Raw genomic sequence first — 15,634 nt, forward strand, 5'->3', positions numbered from 1 at the left:
AGTGTGGTTCGATGTGGTATATCAATGCCTTCAATAGGCAAGGTGATTAGAAGCCTTGGATACAACTAACCACAGCACTTTTTGAATTTTTTCCCACTACCGCATAAGCAAGGGTCGTTACGTCCAGGCTTTTTGGCTAAAGTTGGAGAGGGCTCAGGTAGTTTTTCAGGAAATGTACCATCTATGTAAAACCATAGACCATTTTCTCTGACAAAACGGGAGCGCTCCTGCAAGCAATGTTCCCTACCATCCTCATTTAGGAATGCCTGAAAAGTGACAAAGCCTTCATTGTTATGGTTGCCTTTTTCATTTGAAATCACTTTTAATCGTCTCCAATCACTATTTACGGACTCGGTAATTTCCTCAATTTGCGATTGGGCATGACAGCTTGGGTGATAGGTTTTTACTACATAATCAACGAGACGAAGCACATGTGCTGAGTATCTGGAGCGCATTAGCTGTTCAGGGGTGCTGGCTTTGGAGTGATCGTTGTGGATAGGCTCGCAGCACGAAGTATAAGGGAGTGAGCTTCCGCATGGACATAACGGCATGGTAAATCTAGCTTAGCAAAAATAATTTTAGCTAAGTTTAAGCAGTGGGCAAAAAGTTGCAATGAAAAATTAAGAGACCACTGACAAAAGCTCGGTCGTCCAAGCTAGGGCTTCCTGATAGCTTTCAGTGAGATCTTCTTCTTTCAAATTGATGATTGAGGCTATTTCAGCCACTTTATCCCATTCTGCTTTTTCGTAAGCAATAGATAACCCAAGAATGGTACCAAGATAACCTTCTCCGTTGACCAAGGCAGCTTTCACTGATTCCTCAATAGGCATTTCTTCAACCAACACCTCTAGTGGTTGATCCAATAAACTATCCAGCAAAGAGAACATTCCTGTGAGAAAAGCAGAGCCTTCTTCCGACCTTTTATCATCGTTGCATTTGGCGTAAATGAGCTCGCAGTGCCGGGCCCGTTGAATTGACAAGCTATATAAATAGTCAGGTTTAGTATTTTCCGTAGAAGCAATCGCGACTAACGAAACGAATTTTCTTAGGCGGCGCTCTCCAAGATAAACTAGAGCCTGTTTAAATGACTGGATTTTAGTTCGCACGTAAACGGATGAGTTGACATAGGTAAGAAGTTTGTATGAGAGCGATACATCTTTAGCAACGAGCTTTTCGATCGCTGCGTAGTTGATATTCTGTTTGGCGATTTCCTTACACAGGTGGACAACAGTGAGAAATGAAGGCTCGATGGATTTTTTTTGGATCATTTCAGGGCGGCTAAAGAAATAACCTTGGAAATAGTCAAATCCAGCTTGTTTGGCTTCATTGAACTCCTCGTAAGTTTCTACTTTTTCAGCCAAAAACTTAATATCCAAATCACGAACACTGCGCATAAAAGTTTTCGCTCGAAGAATAGAAACGAGCTGAATATCAAATTTGATGATTGAGATATAGGGGTAAAAAGGTTTCCATTCAGGAGCGGGGACAAAGTCATCGAGCGCCATTTTGTAACCGAGCTTAGACATCTCCTTTACGGCATCTAGAAGCTGAATTGTAGGCTCGCAATCTTCTAAGATTTCTACGACTAAACTTTCCGAAGGAAATAGAGTGGGGACTCGATTGAGTAAGCTCTTATAAGGGAAGTTGACAAACCCTAAGTGGTTGCCAAGAGTTTTATAGTGAGTAGATAAAAAATGGTCAGAAAGAAGTCGGCTAGTTGCCAACTCTGGATCGATTTCAGGAAACGTATTGTTTGGGCCATCACGAAACAATACTTCGTACCCTATAGTCTTTTTTTCGCCATCTAATATCGGCTGCCTAGCTATATATGAATATTTCAAGGTGACGTTACTTATATTTGTTAGAGAAATGAACCTAAATTTCACTTCAGTTTACGTAACACTGCTAGCCAATTACCCTAGACTAACTCCATGTATTTTATGTAAAAGGGCGAGTCTGCAATTCATACCCATTTTCATCATAGACTAATACTGAACCTTGCGTATACCAATCGCCTAATACAATTCGAGTTTTTTCTTCTTTTGTGGTGTCGATTCGGTGGATATCTGGTCTGTGAGTATGTCCATGAATCATTAAATCAACATTGTGCTTTTTCATCACACTTTCGACTTCACTTTGAGTGACATCCATAATTTCAAGTGACTTTGTACTCTTGTCTTGCTTGATATCAGACTGAACCTTAGAAACAATTTTCTGTTTTAAAAAGAAAGGGATACGGTTATAAATCCACTGTAGCCAAGGCATGTGAACTTTTTCTCGAAACTTAAGATAGCTGATATCTTCGGTGCACAAAGTATCACCATGTAAAATTACCGCCTTGCGACCGTAAAGATCGATGACCGTTTCTTGTTCTAATAGCTGAATGCCAGTCTGCTTAGCAAATCGCTTACCGACTAAGAAATCTCGATTGCCACGGATGAAATAGCAAGGAACACCAGCATCAGCCAAACGTTGAAATTCTAACTTTATCTTAGTAGCGAAATGAGTTTCGTCTTCGTCCCCAACCCAAAATTCAAATAGGTCTCCTAGTACGTATAGAGCTTCGGACTTGATCGCTTCGTTGCGCATAAATTCGATGAAGCATTCGGTGATAGCTGGGGTGGAAGGGGAGAGATGTAAATCGGAAATAAATAATGTGGTCATAGTCATTAAAAGGGAGAGCAACTGGTGCTCTCCATCTTGCCTTATTCAGCGATAGTTGCGCCAGTGATGATCACTTCTTCAAGTGGTACGTCTTGGTGCATGCCCATTGAACCAGTGCTCACACCTTTTATTTGGTTAACAACGTCCATACCTTCAACAACTTCACCAAATACACAGTAACCCCATCCGTCTGGTGTCTCTGAGCGAAAATCTAGGAATGTATTGTCATTTACATTGATGAAGAATTGAGAGCTTGCAGAATGTGGTTCCATAGTGCGCGCCATAGCAAGCGTGCCTACTTTGTTGCTTAGGCCGTTGTTCGCTTCGTTTTTGATTGTATCGCGAGTTGGCTTTTCACGTAGGCCAGATTCCATACCTCCGCCTTGAATCATGAATCCGTCGATAACACGGTGGAATAGAGTGTTATCGTAGAAACCGTCACGACAATACTGTGCGAAGTTCGCACTTGTTTCCGGTGCTTTTTCTTCATTTAGCTGGATTTTAATATCACCAAAGTTAGTGTGAAGGGTGATCATGACAAATACCTTTTTCGTTGTTTATGATTTGAAGATGAGATTCTATCTTATCGCGAGATAAGTTTAAAATAGTAGATGACGACTCTGAGTGCTTAGTAACCTTTGTCGGCTAGTTCAGATGTGTCGTTTAAAGATAGAGAGATGAGTACAAGAACAGAAAGCAATCAAATCTAAGGACACCAATAATCAACCGTGGTGTTTCTACCGTTCTTTTTCGCAGTATATAAGCGTCTATCCGCACTTTTTATTTGGTCTTCTAGCGAACCAGTTATATCTGTAACACCTGCACTGACAGTAATTTTTATTTTATCATTGAAATGTATTATTTCCTTTTGTTCAATGATTTGCCTCACTCGCTCAATTTGGTGTACGAATCCTCGAAAAGCACCAAAGTGTAGTATGCAAAACTCTTCTCCTCCAATTCGCGCTATAATGCTGTTTTTAAAGTTGCTTCGCAGGACATCTGCAACTTTTATGAGTACGTTGTCCCCAGCGTCATGCCCATATGTATCATTGACGTTCTTAAATAAATCCACATCAATCATGGCTAAGCATCTATTTTCTTTGTTTATATTCGCTTGCTGGAAAAGGTAGCGTCGGTTCCAAAGGTTAGTTAAGTCGTCTTGGTTTGCAAGTCTATAGAGTTTGTTAGTGGCTTCATTCATATCTAGGACTTGGTGAATTCGGCAATAAAACTCTTCGTGATTAAAGGGCTTACGTAGGAAGTCATTGGTGCCTGCTTTTAGAAATTGAGCTGTAATATGCTCATCTTCATATCCAGAAATGCCAATTATAGCGACGTGGTTTTTATCGTAACTTTCACGAATTTCTTGAACCATCATAACGCCATCCATTTCGGGCATACGGTAGTCTGCGATGATTAAGGTGATATTGGGATTTTGTTTTAATTTTTCCAATGCTTGTAATGCGCTTGAGACTTGTATGGTCTTAATGTATTGCTTTTCAAGCAAGTAGGCGACATGTTCACATGCTGTTTTTGAATCATCGACAACCATCGCGAGGTGATTTTTGTTGTGTATCAGTCGATTGATGAGTGGGACTATGTAAAGAACAGATTTCATGCTTTTTTTGAGAATGTAATCGACGACGCCTTTTTCAATAAAGCGCTCACGGATATGAGGTGCGAATTTTGAGGTGAGTACAATGACTTTTTGCCCTTTTGCTAAGCATAAATCAATGATTTCACCATTCTGACCATCCGGTAAGCAGTACCCTAGAATGGCGCACACGAAGTCATTTTCTTGAGCGAGTAGCTTGTCGGTCTCTGCGATCGTTTCGCAAGTGACCACTTCCCATCCTTGTTGGGTAAACTCTTCCACTAGTAAGCTTCTAAAAGTTCGTCCATCTTCCACAACTAAAATGCGATTTTTCATTACGCCTTATCTTTCCCGACTTACTTTTGTATCACGCTTGTACTGCGTTCAACTTTGTCCATTTCATATAACTCAAGTTAATAGTATGAGGTAAGTTGTCTCAGCGTGTAGGTATAGAACAAGAACTGAGAAACAAATCCAGATAAAACGAACCTCAATTCTCAGCTTTGAGATGCCTTTGCTCGATATTGGATACAAATATCAGCTCAAAGCCGCAGTTCGCAGGACCAACCAATAAAAATCGCTCTGAATCCTGTATCTTCAGGTTGTTTGAGGTTAAGAACAATTGATATACTCAAACACCCATTATTTTGTTTCATTTACGAATTAGATAGAGATCATGTTAAAGATATATAACACACTCACAAGACAGAAAGAGGAATTCAAACCAATCAATGCTAACAAAGTTGGCATGTACGTCTGTGGGGTAACCATTTACGATCTCTGTCACATCGGTCATGGCCGTACATTTGTCTCTTTTGATGTTGTAGCTCGCTACTTGCGTTACGCAGGTTACGATCTAACATTTGTCCGTAACATCACAGATATTGACGATAAGATCATCAAACGTGCGGCAGAAAATCAAGAGAGCTGTGATTCTCTTACCAACCGGTTGATTGGTGAAATGCACCATGACTTCGATGCTCTGAATATGAAAAGACCAGACCATGAGCCACGTGCGACTGAATTTATTGCAGAAATCATTCAAGTTGTAGAAAAGCTCATTGAGAAAGGTTTTGCGTATGTCGCTGACAACGGAGACGTCATGTTTGAGGTCAGCAAATACGACGACTACGGCAAACTATCTCGACAAGATCTAGAGCAGCTTCAAGCAGGTGCTCGAGTTGATATTGAAATGGCTAAACGTAGCCCACTTGATTTCGTATTATGGAAAATGTCTAAGCCAGGTGAACCGACTTGGGAATCGCCTTGGGGGCCAGGTCGCCCCGGATGGCACATTGAATGCTCAGCAATGAACTCATCAATTTTAGGTGATCATTTTGATATTCACTGTGGTGGATCCGATCTCCAATTCCCTCACCATGAGAATGAAATTGCTCAATCTGTCTGTGCACATGACACCCAATATGTGAACACTTGGATGCACAGTGGAATGGTGATGATCGACAAAGAGAAAATGTCGAAATCTCTTGGTAACTTCTTCACGATTCGTGACGTACTTGACCACTACGATCCTGAAACGGTCCGCTACTTCTTGATGTCAGGACACTATCGCAGCCAGCTGAATTACAGTGAAGAAAACCTGAATCAAGCTCGCTCTGCGCTAGAAAGGCTTTATACCTCACTACGTGGACTGGACTTAACTGTTACAGCGAGTGGTGGCGAAGCGTATAAAGCGCGTTTTATTGAAGCAATGAACGACGACTTCAATACACCAGAAGCTTATTCTGTTCTGTTTGACCTTGCTAGAGAAATTAATCGTGTTAAAGGTGAAGATCTCGAACAAGCAAACCAACTAGGTGCACTCCTTCGTGAGCTTGCAGATGTAATTGGTATTCTCAGTCAAGATCCAGAAGCCTTCCTACAAGGTGGTTCTGGTAACGACGATGAAGTAGCAGAAATAGAAGCGCTAATTAAACTGCGTAACGATTCACGTGCAGCAAAAGATTGGGCAAATGCAGATCTAGCTCGCGACAAACTGGCGGCAATGAATATTGTTCTAGAAGATGGCCCAGAAGGTACCACTTGGCGTAGAAAATAATGTCTCGTAGTTAACATAGATTGAAAAGGGGTTGGGAGTCAGCCCCTTTTTATTAATATTAAATCAATAATAAGGTATTTCTCAGTGGCACAGATGTACTTCTATTACTCTGCAATGAATGCGGGTAAATCGACCACACTCCTACAATCTTCTTTTAACTATCAAGAACGTGGCATGAATCCAGTCATTTTCACGGCTGCCTTAGATGATCGCTATGGTGTTGGTGTTGTCAGCTCACGTATTGGGTTAAAGTCGGATGCGCAGCTGTTTCAATCAGATACCAATTTGTTAGACGTCGTTACCACATTGAATGAATTAGAGCCTCGCCACTGTATTTTGGTCGATGAATGTCAATTTCTCTCAAGGGAGCAAGTTTATCAGCTCAGTGAGGTCGTTGATAAGCTAAATATTCCAGTGCTTTGCTATGGTTTACGCACAGACTTTCTTGGAGAGCTGTTTGAAGGCAGTAGATATCTACTTTCTTGGGCTGATAAACTGATCGAACTGAAGACCATTTGTCACTGTGGACGCAAAGCTAATATGGTGATCAGAACTGACGAAAGTGGCAAAGCGATTGCAGAAGGTGATCAAGTTGCAATTGGTGGTAACGATAAATACGTTTCTGTTTGCAGGCTGCATTATAAAGAAGCGTTAGGTAAATAACGCCAGCATAAAAACGAAAAACGGAGCATTTAGCTCCGTTTTTTTGTGTTCAGCTAATAAAAATATTAACGAGCACGGAAGACGATGCGACCTTTTGATAGATCGTATGGTGTCATCTCTACAGTGACTTTATCGCCAGTAAGAATACGGATGTAGTTTTTACGCATTTTACCAGAGATGTGAGCTGTTACTACGTGACCGTTTTCTAGCTCAACGCGGAACATTGTATTTGGTAGAGTATCAAGGACAGTGCCTTGCATTTCAATTACGTCTTCTTTAGCCATTTAATCCTCTTTAGACATTGGGCGTTTTCAACGGCCTGAATATTGCCGTTAAAAGGTAAATATGTAAAGTTGGGGCGTATTCTACCCTTGCCAACGCTGATTTACTAGTTTTTGATGGCGTTGAAATCGAGTTTTGTAATTCATCGCCGGACATTCGTTGATTTGGTAGCCTAAATAGAGCCATTGTTTGCCTTGTTGTTGGCAATGTTTGATTTGCAAGAGTACGCTTAACGTGCCCAGTGAGAGCTTATAATCGGGATCGAAGAAGGTATAAAAGGCGCTGGCACTGTTGGTAAGGATATCTGTGACTGCCACGGCGATAAGCTCACCACTAGAGTAGACATGTAAATACTGAGTATTGAGCCATGAGCAGTGAGAAAACTGGCTAAATTCATTTTTCTTCGGTGGATACATGGTGCCATTGACGTGTCTAGCGTTAATGTACTTCGAATATAGATCAAACCAGTTGTCGTCGAGTTTGTCTTTGAGTAGCCAAGTAAAGGGCTCAGATTTTGCTAATAGGCGCTTTTGACTTTTGGAGGGAATGAAGTCGTGCGCGGAGACTCGAATGGGCACGCAAGCTTTGCACTGATCACAATGTGGTTTGTAAATCGTATCGCCACTTCGTCTAAAGCCATTGGCAAGTAAAACTTCATAGCTAGATACAGAGTGCATTTGGTTGTCGAGGGCGACGGCGACTCGCTCTTCTTTGTTATCAAGATAGCTGCATGCATGGCTGTCGGTTAACCCGATTCGAATCTCTTGTAAATCTGAACTCATCACTTACCTCTTAAGCTTTGCATTTTAGCCACTGAGCGTCGAAGCATCCTGAATGGGTGGTTTTATCTCTAAAGGATAGCAAGTATTGCATAAATTGGTTACGTTCTAGTTCTAAAGCACCTAATGATTCAAGGTGCGCGTTCATCACCTGACAGTCAATAAGTTGTCCCCCGTGCGAAGCAAAATGACGGCAGAAGTACCATAGTGCGAGTTTAGAAGCGTTAGTTTTCAAGCTAAACATCGACTCACCACAAAATATTCGTCCGACGGCAATGCCGTACAGCCCACCAATTAATTTGCCTTCACACCAAACTTCTACCGAATGGCAGTGTCCAAGATCTGCAAGAGAGGAGTAGGCGGTGATCATGTCTTCATTGAGCCATGTATCTTTTGACGGTCTCACGCTAGAACAGTAGCGAATGACTTGTTTCGTTGCTGTGTTGATACTGACTTGGTAATTATGCTTGCGCTGGAATTTTTTCAGGCTCTTAGACGGTTTATATGTGTTAGGATCAAATACAGCTCTGGGAAATGGGCTCCACCATAGAATGGGTTCTCCCGGGCCATACCAAGGGAAGATACCATTTTGGTATGCAGCTAGAATACGTGTTGGGGATAAATCCCCTCCGAACGCGAGTAAACCGTTTGGGTCGTCCATTGCTTGATCTGTTGGTGGGAATTCAACCGTATTCTTATCAAGTTCAGTTAGGAAAATTGCCATAATGAATAAATTATATAAGAGGAGAGCAAAGTGAGAAATTGGTTATGGATATTATTGATTTTTCCACTAATTGCCAATGCAAGTTATGATCGAAATACCGCGAGGCCGGTTAATAAAGTGGTATTTGGCCAAGTTGACTCAGTTCGGTATATCACGAAAGAAGATATTAGACGCTCACATGCTAATGGATGGGAAACTCTTCTTGGTGGTGTCGTAGGTGGAATCATTGGCTACCAGTTTGGTGGTGGTAGAGGTCAACAAGTGGCAACGGCCGTTGGTGCTGTTGCGGGTGCTGGCATTGCTCAAAGTAGTCAAAGGCAAGAATATCGCGTTGAATATAAATTAGTAGAGCTGCTGATCAAAACTGACAAAGGTAAGTTGATTGACGTTATCCAAGATGTTGACCCAGATATGTTATTTCATCGTGGTGACAATGTGCGCATACTTTACTTTAATGATGGTGTTCGCGTTGACCAAACTTACGATTCCAACTATTAAATGAGATCTAGCTCAATTGTTCTGGAGTTGGGACTGAAATTTGGTTAGTCTGAGGCTACGAAGAATTTAATCGCCCTTAACATAATTGAGGATTTTGGGCGGTGCAGGAAACATTACCCTTAATGGATAGCCTTACATTAAAACCAATTAATTTAGTCAATGGTGAAATTAACTTACCGGGCTCAAAAAGCGTGTCTAACCGCGCGCTTTTGCTTGCTGCGCTAGCAAAAGGCAAAACTCGTTTAACCAACCTTTTAGACAGTGACGATATCCGTCACATGCTCAATGCTCTGACTAAACTAGGTGTCACGTACTCACTTTCAAGTGATAAAACCGTGTGCGAAGTTGAAGGTCTTGGTGGCGCATTTAGCTGTGAATCAGCTCAGGAGTTATTCCTTGGCAACGCTGGTACAGCGATGAGGCCATTAGCTGCGGCACTTTGTGCTAGCAGTGGTGACTTTGTACTGACTGGCGAGCCAAGAATGAAAGAGCGCCCGATTGGCCACTTAGTTGATGCGCTTCGAGAAGCTGGTGCAGACGTTCAATATTTAGAGAACGAAAACTACCCGCCACTTAAAATCAAAGGCACTGGTCTTCAAGGTGGCACAGTTTCAATCGATGGCTCCATTTCAAGTCAGTTTCTGACAGCGTTTTTGATGTCTGCTCCACTCGCCAGTGGTGACGTGACCATCAACATTGTTGGTGAGCTTGTTTCAAAGCCGTATATCGATATCACTTTGCACATCATGCAGCAGTTTGGTGTTGAGGTCATCAACAAAGATTACCAATCTTTCGTTATCCCGGCAGGCCAGCAGTACGTTGCTCCCGGTGATTTTCTCGTTGAAGGAGATGCATCGTCAGCGTCTTACTTCTTAGCCGCAGCTGCAATTAAAGGCGGCGAAATAAAAGTAACGGGAATTGGCAAAAATAGCATCCAAGGCGATATCCAATTCGCTGATGCATTGGAGAAGATGGGCGCTGAAATTGAGTGGGGAGAAGACTACGTGATCTCTCGCCGTGGTGATCTTAAAGCTGTTGATATGGACTTCAACCACATTCCAGACGCTGCAATGACGATAGCAACCGCTGCACTGTTTGCCGAAGGCACTACTGCGATCCGTAACGTATACAACTGGCGAGTCAAAGAGACCGACAGACTGGCAGCGATGGCAACTGAACTTCGTAAAGTTGGGGCTGAAGTTGAAGAAGGCGAAGATTACATTATCATCAAGCCTACTGATAATTTACAGCATGCAAAAATCGATACTTACGATGATCATCGCATGGCAATGTGCTTCTCGTTGATTGCTCTCAGCGATACGCCAGTGACCATCAATGATCCAGGGTGTACCTCTAAAACATTCCCTGATTACTTCGATAAGTTACAAACGCTGAGTCAGTAATTTATTTAAAATAAAGATATAAGCCCGCTTGTTAGCGGGTTTATTGTTTTTGGTTACTTCTAAGTTTGAAAGCCAAGCTAGACTAAATACTGGCTATCCATCCAGTTCTTTATTATCATTCGAATATAAATTATCTACGGTTAGGTTTTAAAGTGATAGGACGCCTTCGAGGAACTCTGATAGAAAAATTACCGCCAGAATTGCTGATTGAAGTAAATGGAGTTGGTTACGAAGTTCAAATGCCAATGAGTTGCTTTTATGAGCTACCTAATGTTGGTGAAGAAGCCATTATCTACACACACTTTGTTGTCCGAGAAGATGCCCAACTTCTCTATGGCTTCAATACCGTGAAAGAGCGTGCGCTTTTTAGAGAAGTCATTAAAGCGAATGGGGTAGGGCCGAAACTAGGCTTAGGTATTCTTTCAGGGATGACAGCGATGCAGTTTGTTTCTTGTGTTGAACGAGAAGATATCTCAACCTTAGTCAAGCTGCCGGGAGTGGGTAAAAAAACTGCTGAGCGCTTAGTGGTTGAAATGAAAGATAGGCTGAAAGGGTGGGGTGCCGGAGACTTATTTACTCCAGCAACGGATATGGCGCCAATCGATAGTCAGTCAGAAGCCAATCAATCGAATTATGAAGAAGAAGCAATCAGCGCGTTGTTGGCTTTGGGGTATAAACCTACTCAAGCATCTAAAGTTGTATCTCAAGTTGCAAAACCAGAAATGAATAGTGAAGCGCTAATACGCGAAGCACTTAAGTCGATGGCGTAAAGGAATAGTTTTATGATTGAGGCAGATCGCTTAATTGCTCCGAGCAATCCAACTTTCAAAGATGAAGATGTCATCGACCGTGCGATTCGGCCTAAAAAGCTGGAAGACTATCAAGGCCAAGATCATGTACGCGGCCAGATGGAAATCTTCATAAAGGCTGCTCAGCTGCGCAATGAGGCGCTTGATCATCTGCTCATTTTTGGTCCTCCAGGGCTTGGAAAAACGACCTTAGCAAATATTGTCGCGAATGAAATGGGGGTCAATATCCGAACCACTTCCGGTCCAGTGCTAGAAAAAGCAGGAGATCTTGCAGCACTGCTTACGAACTTGGAAGAAAATGACGTCTTATTCATCGACGAAATTCACCGTCTGAGTCCAATGGTTGAAGAAGTCTTGTATCCAGCAATGGAAGACTATCAACTTGATATCATGATTGGTGAAGGCCCAGCTGCGCGATCGATTAAAATAGATTTGCCACCTTTTACTTTAATTGGCGCAACGACAAGAGCGGGCTCTTTGACCTCACCACTACGAGATAGGTTTGGTATTACTCAACGATTAGAGTATTATCAGGTCGCTGATTTACAGAACATTGTTCAACGTAGTGCTCATTGCTTGGAACTTTCTATGGACCCTGAGGGGGCGATGGAAATAGCTCGCCGAGCCCGAGGTACTCCGCGAATCGCTAACCGACTCTTACGGCGTGTTAGGGATTATGCAGAAGTGAAAGCTGACGGTCATATTTGTTCAAACATTGCTGATAAAGCGCTGAATATGCTTGACGTAGATGTACAGGGCTTTGATTATATGGATCGTAAACTTCTATTGGCCATTATGGAAAAATTCTCGGGTGGTCCAGTTGGCTTAGACAATATGGCTGCCGCGATTGGCGAAGAAAAAGACACCATTGAAGATGTGCTTGAACCGTACCTCATTCAGCAAGGGTACTTGCAGAGAACGCCAAGGGGAAGAATAGTCACCGATAGGGCTTATCTACACTTTGGAATTGAAAAGTAAAGTTTCAATTTAAAATCTTTGTAAGATTACCTAGTATGTGATATGTATCACAAAATACAATATTGCATATGATCGAATTAAGTAACTTTAACTTAAAAGTTGTTAATTCGTTGTGTAGCAAAACTGTAAGAAAGCACCCTCAGTTACCAACTCATAACATTCATCATGATTACAAATTGATCTAGATCAAGTCGAGTTGTTTTTCAAAAAAGTTCAATTACTAAATTTGACCTAAATCAACGCGACCTAGATCAATATTTCTTTTGAAACCACTTGTTTTTATAAGTACTATTACGCTCGGCTTAACAAGCTGATGCTTAACAATTCATTAACCACTTTGGTACATATTTGCATCTAATTCGTTTTTGTTCGAAGTTTGAACAGGCAAGCGTTGCAGTATGTAGAGAGTGTCAAACAGCTGGCACACAGGAGTTATCATGATTGACATAGTTGATCTGTCGCGTCTGCAATTCGCGATGACAGCAATGTATCACTTCTTATTCGTACCATTGACTCTCGGCATGACATTTATTCTTGCTATCATGGAGTCATTGTACGTAATGACCAACAAGCAAATCTACAAGGACATGACTAAGTTCTGGGGTAAGCTTTTTGGTATCAACTTTGCGCTTGGTGTGGCGACAGGCCTAACCATGGAATTCCAGTTTGGTACAAACTGGGCATATTATTCTCATTATGTGGGTGATATTTTCGGCGCACCTCTTGCGATTGAGGGCTTAGTTGCTTTCTTCCTTGAATCGACAATGATCGGTTTATTCTTCTTCGGTTGGGATAGACTATCAAAACGCCAACACTTAGCGGTGACTTGGTTAGTTGCGATAGGTTCAAACTTCTCGGCACTTTGGATCTTGATCGCGAATGGTTGGATGCAAAACCCTGTGGGCGCGCACTTCAATTTCGAAACGATGCGTATGGAGATGGTGAGTTTCTCACAAATTATCTTCAACCCAGTTGCACAAGTTAAATTTGTTCACACTGTAGCAGCAGGTTATACGACCGGCGCTATGTTCGTTCTAGGCATCAGCTCTTACTACATTCTTAAAGGTCGCGACCTACCATTTGCACGCCGTTCGTTTGCAATCGCTGCATCGTTTGGTATGGCTGCTATCTTATCTACTCTTGTGCTTGGTGATGAATCTGGTTATGAAGTAGGTGAAGTTCAAAAAGTGAAGCTCGCCTCGATTGAAGCAGAGTGGAACACTGAGCCGCCACCGGCATCATTTACTTTATTTGGTCTTCCTAACCAAGAAACGAGAAAGACTGATTACGCAATTAAGATACCGTACTTAATGGGTATTATTGCAACGCGTTCAGTTGACACTCCTGTTATTGGCCTAAACCAGCTTCGTGAACGTAATGTTGACCGCATTAAAAACGGTATGATTGCTTATGGCTTGTTAGAAAAACTGCGTGGTGGAGATAAGTCTGAAGCAACGGTACAAGCGTTCGATAAAGTGAAACATGACCTTGGTTATGGCTTGCTATTGAAACGTTATACTAAGCAAGTGACCAACGCGACCCCTGAGCAGATCCAAAAAGCTGCGGATGACTCTATCCCAGAAGTTTGGCCTATTTTCTGGTCGTTCCGCATCATGGTTGCTAGTGGCATTATCATGTTGGTGGTATTCGGTGCAGCGTTCATTCAAGTTTGTCGTCAAAAGATTGGCTCAAGCAAATGGATCCACAAAGCGGCACTATATAGCATTCCTCTCCCATGGATAGCCGTTGAAACTGGCTGGTATGTTGCAGAAGGAGGTCGACAGCCTTGGGCTGTGGGTGGAATCCTTCCAACCTACGATGCTGCTTCACCGCTGACTGCATCTGATATATGGACTTCATTAATAGTAATCATTGCATTCTATTCTTGTTTGCTGGTTGCGGAGATGTACTTGATGGTGAAGTTTGCTCGCAAAGGGCCAAGTAGCCTAAAAACTGGCCGATACCATTTCGAAAACGGTGAGAACTCTGTCGAAGACAAAGTTAACCGCCAAGTAGAAGCATAAGGCGGGGGATGAATTCAAATGTTTGAATACGAAACGTTAAGATTAATTTGGTGGGTTCTAATCGGTGTGCTTTTTGCCGGTTTTGCAATCACAGATGGTTTTGACATGGGCGTAGGTGCGTTAGTACCTATGCTTGGTAAAACCGACAACGAACGTCGTGTTATGATCAACACAATTGCACCGCACTGGGATGGAAACCAAGTATGGTTGATCACCGCTGGTGGTGCATTGTTCGCTGCATGGCCTTTGGTTTATGCGACTTCTTTCTCTGGCTTCTACTTAGCGATGATCGCAACTCTTGCAGCTCTTTGGCTTCGTCCAGTTGGCCTAGACTATCGTTCAAAGATAGAAAGCGAAAAGTGGCGTAAAAACTGGGATAAATGTATTTCCCTAAGTGGCTTAGTTCCGCCAATCATTTTTGGTGTCGCGTTTGGCAACTTATTGCAAGGCGTACCATTCAACTTAAGCGAATACTTGATGCCAACTTATCATGGCTCATTCTTCGGCTTGTTGAACCCATTTGCGATTCTTTGTGGTTTGGTTAGCTTGTTCATGATTCTGCTGCAAGGTACAACTTGGCTACAGATGAAAACAACAAGTGCCCTACACAACAGAGCAAAAACACTGACTCAAGTTCTTGGTCTACTCGTGATTGTTACCTTTGTCGCAGCTGGCTTCTGGGTTCAACACATTGATGGTTATGTGATCACTAGCGTGATGAACCACAATGCGGCTTCTAACCCATTAGACAAAACGGTAGTAAGAGAAGCTGGTGCGTGGATGCACAACTTCAAAGAGTACCCAGCAATGTGGATTGCTCCAGCTCTTGGTGTGCTGATGCCTATCATTGCTATTTTGGCATCACGTCTTGAAAAAGGTGGTCTAGCGTTCCTAGCGTCAAGTTTGACTGTTGGTGGTATCATCTTTACTGCTGGCTTTGCGATGTTCCCATTTGTTATGCCTTCGAGCTTGGCACCAAGCCACAGCTTGACTCTATGGGATGCAACATCTAGCCAACTAACAATGGAAATCATTACTGTGATTGCATTTGTTATGGTTCCTGTAATTCTGTGCTACACAGCGTGGACTTACTACAAGATGTTCGGTCGCTTAGATACTAAGTACATCGAAGAAAATAAAACTTCAGCTTACTAATA

General features: G+C 42.4%; 16 protein-coding genes. 8 read left to right on the forward strand and 8 right to left on the reverse strand.

Translation table 11 applies throughout. The features are described from left to right. Positions 1-65 precede the first annotated feature (65 nt). From ACM2FC_RS08000 to ACM2FC_RS08020, 5 genes are all read right to left on the reverse strand, one after another. Positions 66-551 (reverse strand): YchJ family protein, encoded by a 486-nt coding sequence (locus ACM2FC_RS08000; protein WP_498480360.1) that lies wholly within the window; start codon positions 549-551, stop codon positions 66-68. Between the two features lie 69 nt (positions 552-620). Then, positions 621-1,841: an EAL and HDOD domain-containing protein gene (locus tag ACM2FC_RS08005; RefSeq protein WP_498480361.1), complete on the reverse strand. Its 1,221-nt coding sequence runs from the start codon at positions 1,839-1,841 to the stop codon at positions 621-623. Positions 1,842-1,938: 97 nt separating this feature from the next. After that, positions 1,939-2,664, reverse strand: coding sequence for a UDP-2,3-diacylglucosamine diphosphatase (lpxH, locus tag ACM2FC_RS08010; protein WP_498480362.1), 726 nt, complete (start codon positions 2,662-2,664; stop codon positions 1,939-1,941). A gap of 41 nt (positions 2,665-2,705) precedes the next feature. Further along, entirely contained in the window at positions 2,706-3,200 is a 495-nt protein-coding gene (locus tag ACM2FC_RS08015; protein WP_498480363.1) for a peptidylprolyl isomerase, read from the reverse strand. Positions 3,201-3,370: 170 nt separating this feature from the next. Next, positions 3,371-4,594 carry a GGDEF domain-containing response regulator gene (locus ACM2FC_RS08020; RefSeq protein ID WP_498480364.1) on the reverse strand — a complete coding sequence of 408 codons (1,224 nt, stop codon included), beginning with the start codon at positions 4,592-4,594 and terminating at the stop codon, positions 3,371-3,373. A gap of 340 nt (positions 4,595-4,934) precedes the next feature. Here ACM2FC_RS08020 and cysS point away from each other — a divergent pair, with 340 nt between their 5' ends. Both cysS and ACM2FC_RS08030 read left to right on the forward strand, forming a co-directional pair. Then, positions 4,935-6,317 carry a cysteine--tRNA ligase gene (gene cysS / locus ACM2FC_RS08025; RefSeq protein ID WP_498480365.1) on the forward strand — a complete coding sequence of 461 codons (1,383 nt, stop codon included), beginning with the start codon at positions 4,935-4,937 and terminating at the stop codon, positions 6,315-6,317. 84 nt (positions 6,318-6,401) lie between these two features. Beyond that, on the forward strand, positions 6,402-6,980 hold the full coding sequence (locus ACM2FC_RS08030) for a thymidine kinase (protein WP_498480366.1): 579 nt from the start codon (positions 6,402-6,404) through the stop codon (positions 6,978-6,980). 65 nt (positions 6,981-7,045) lie between these two features. On the opposite strand, the gene infA is transcribed toward ACM2FC_RS08030, so the two are convergent. The 3 genes from infA to aat form a co-directional block, all read right to left on the reverse strand. After that, complete coding sequence (gene infA / locus ACM2FC_RS08035; protein ID WP_001040192.1) at positions 7,046-7,264, reverse strand: translation initiation factor IF-1; 219 nt, start codon at positions 7,262-7,264, stop codon at positions 7,046-7,048. Between the two features lie 81 nt (positions 7,265-7,345). Next, positions 7,346-8,044: an arginyltransferase gene (locus ACM2FC_RS08040; RefSeq protein WP_498480367.1), complete on the reverse strand. Its 699-nt coding sequence runs from the start codon at positions 8,042-8,044 to the stop codon at positions 7,346-7,348. A 10-nt stretch (positions 8,045-8,054) separates the two neighbouring features. Then, positions 8,055-8,765, reverse strand: coding sequence for a leucyl/phenylalanyl-tRNA--protein transferase (gene aat, locus ACM2FC_RS08045; RefSeq protein ID WP_498480368.1), 711 nt, complete (start codon positions 8,763-8,765; stop codon positions 8,055-8,057). A 30-nt stretch (positions 8,766-8,795) separates the two neighbouring features. Between aat and ACM2FC_RS08050 the strand changes: the two genes are divergently transcribed. The 6 genes from ACM2FC_RS08050 (at position 8,796) to cydB (ending at position 15,632) form a co-directional block, all read left to right on the forward strand. Further along, positions 8,796-9,263, forward strand: a complete 468-nt coding sequence (locus tag ACM2FC_RS08050) for a glycine zipper 2TM domain-containing protein (protein ID WP_498480369.1) — start codon at positions 8,796-8,798, stop codon at positions 9,261-9,263. 122 nt (positions 9,264-9,385) lie between these two features. After that, positions 9,386-10,666, forward strand: a complete 1,281-nt coding sequence (gene aroA / locus ACM2FC_RS08055) for a 3-phosphoshikimate 1-carboxyvinyltransferase (protein ID WP_498480370.1) — start codon at positions 9,386-9,388, stop codon at positions 10,664-10,666. A gap of 152 nt (positions 10,667-10,818) precedes the next feature. Next, entirely contained in the window at positions 10,819-11,436 is a 618-nt protein-coding gene (gene ruvA / locus ACM2FC_RS08060; RefSeq protein WP_498480371.1) for a Holliday junction branch migration protein RuvA, read from the forward strand. Between the two features lie 12 nt (positions 11,437-11,448). Then, complete coding sequence (gene ruvB / locus ACM2FC_RS08065; RefSeq protein WP_498480373.1) at positions 11,449-12,453, forward strand: Holliday junction branch migration DNA helicase RuvB; 1,005 nt, start codon at positions 11,449-11,451, stop codon at positions 12,451-12,453. A gap of 437 nt (positions 12,454-12,890) precedes the next feature. Further along, on the forward strand, positions 12,891-14,477 hold the full coding sequence (locus tag ACM2FC_RS08070; protein ID WP_498480374.1) for a cytochrome ubiquinol oxidase subunit I: 1,587 nt from the start codon (positions 12,891-12,893) through the stop codon (positions 14,475-14,477). An 18-nt stretch (positions 14,478-14,495) separates the two neighbouring features. After that, positions 14,496-15,632, forward strand: a complete 1,137-nt coding sequence (gene cydB / locus ACM2FC_RS08075; RefSeq protein ID WP_498480375.1) for a cytochrome d ubiquinol oxidase subunit II — start codon at positions 14,496-14,498, stop codon at positions 15,630-15,632. The last annotated feature ends 2 nt before the right edge of the window (positions 15,633-15,634 follow it).

This window comes from Vibrio sp. A37 (assembly GCF_059777565.1).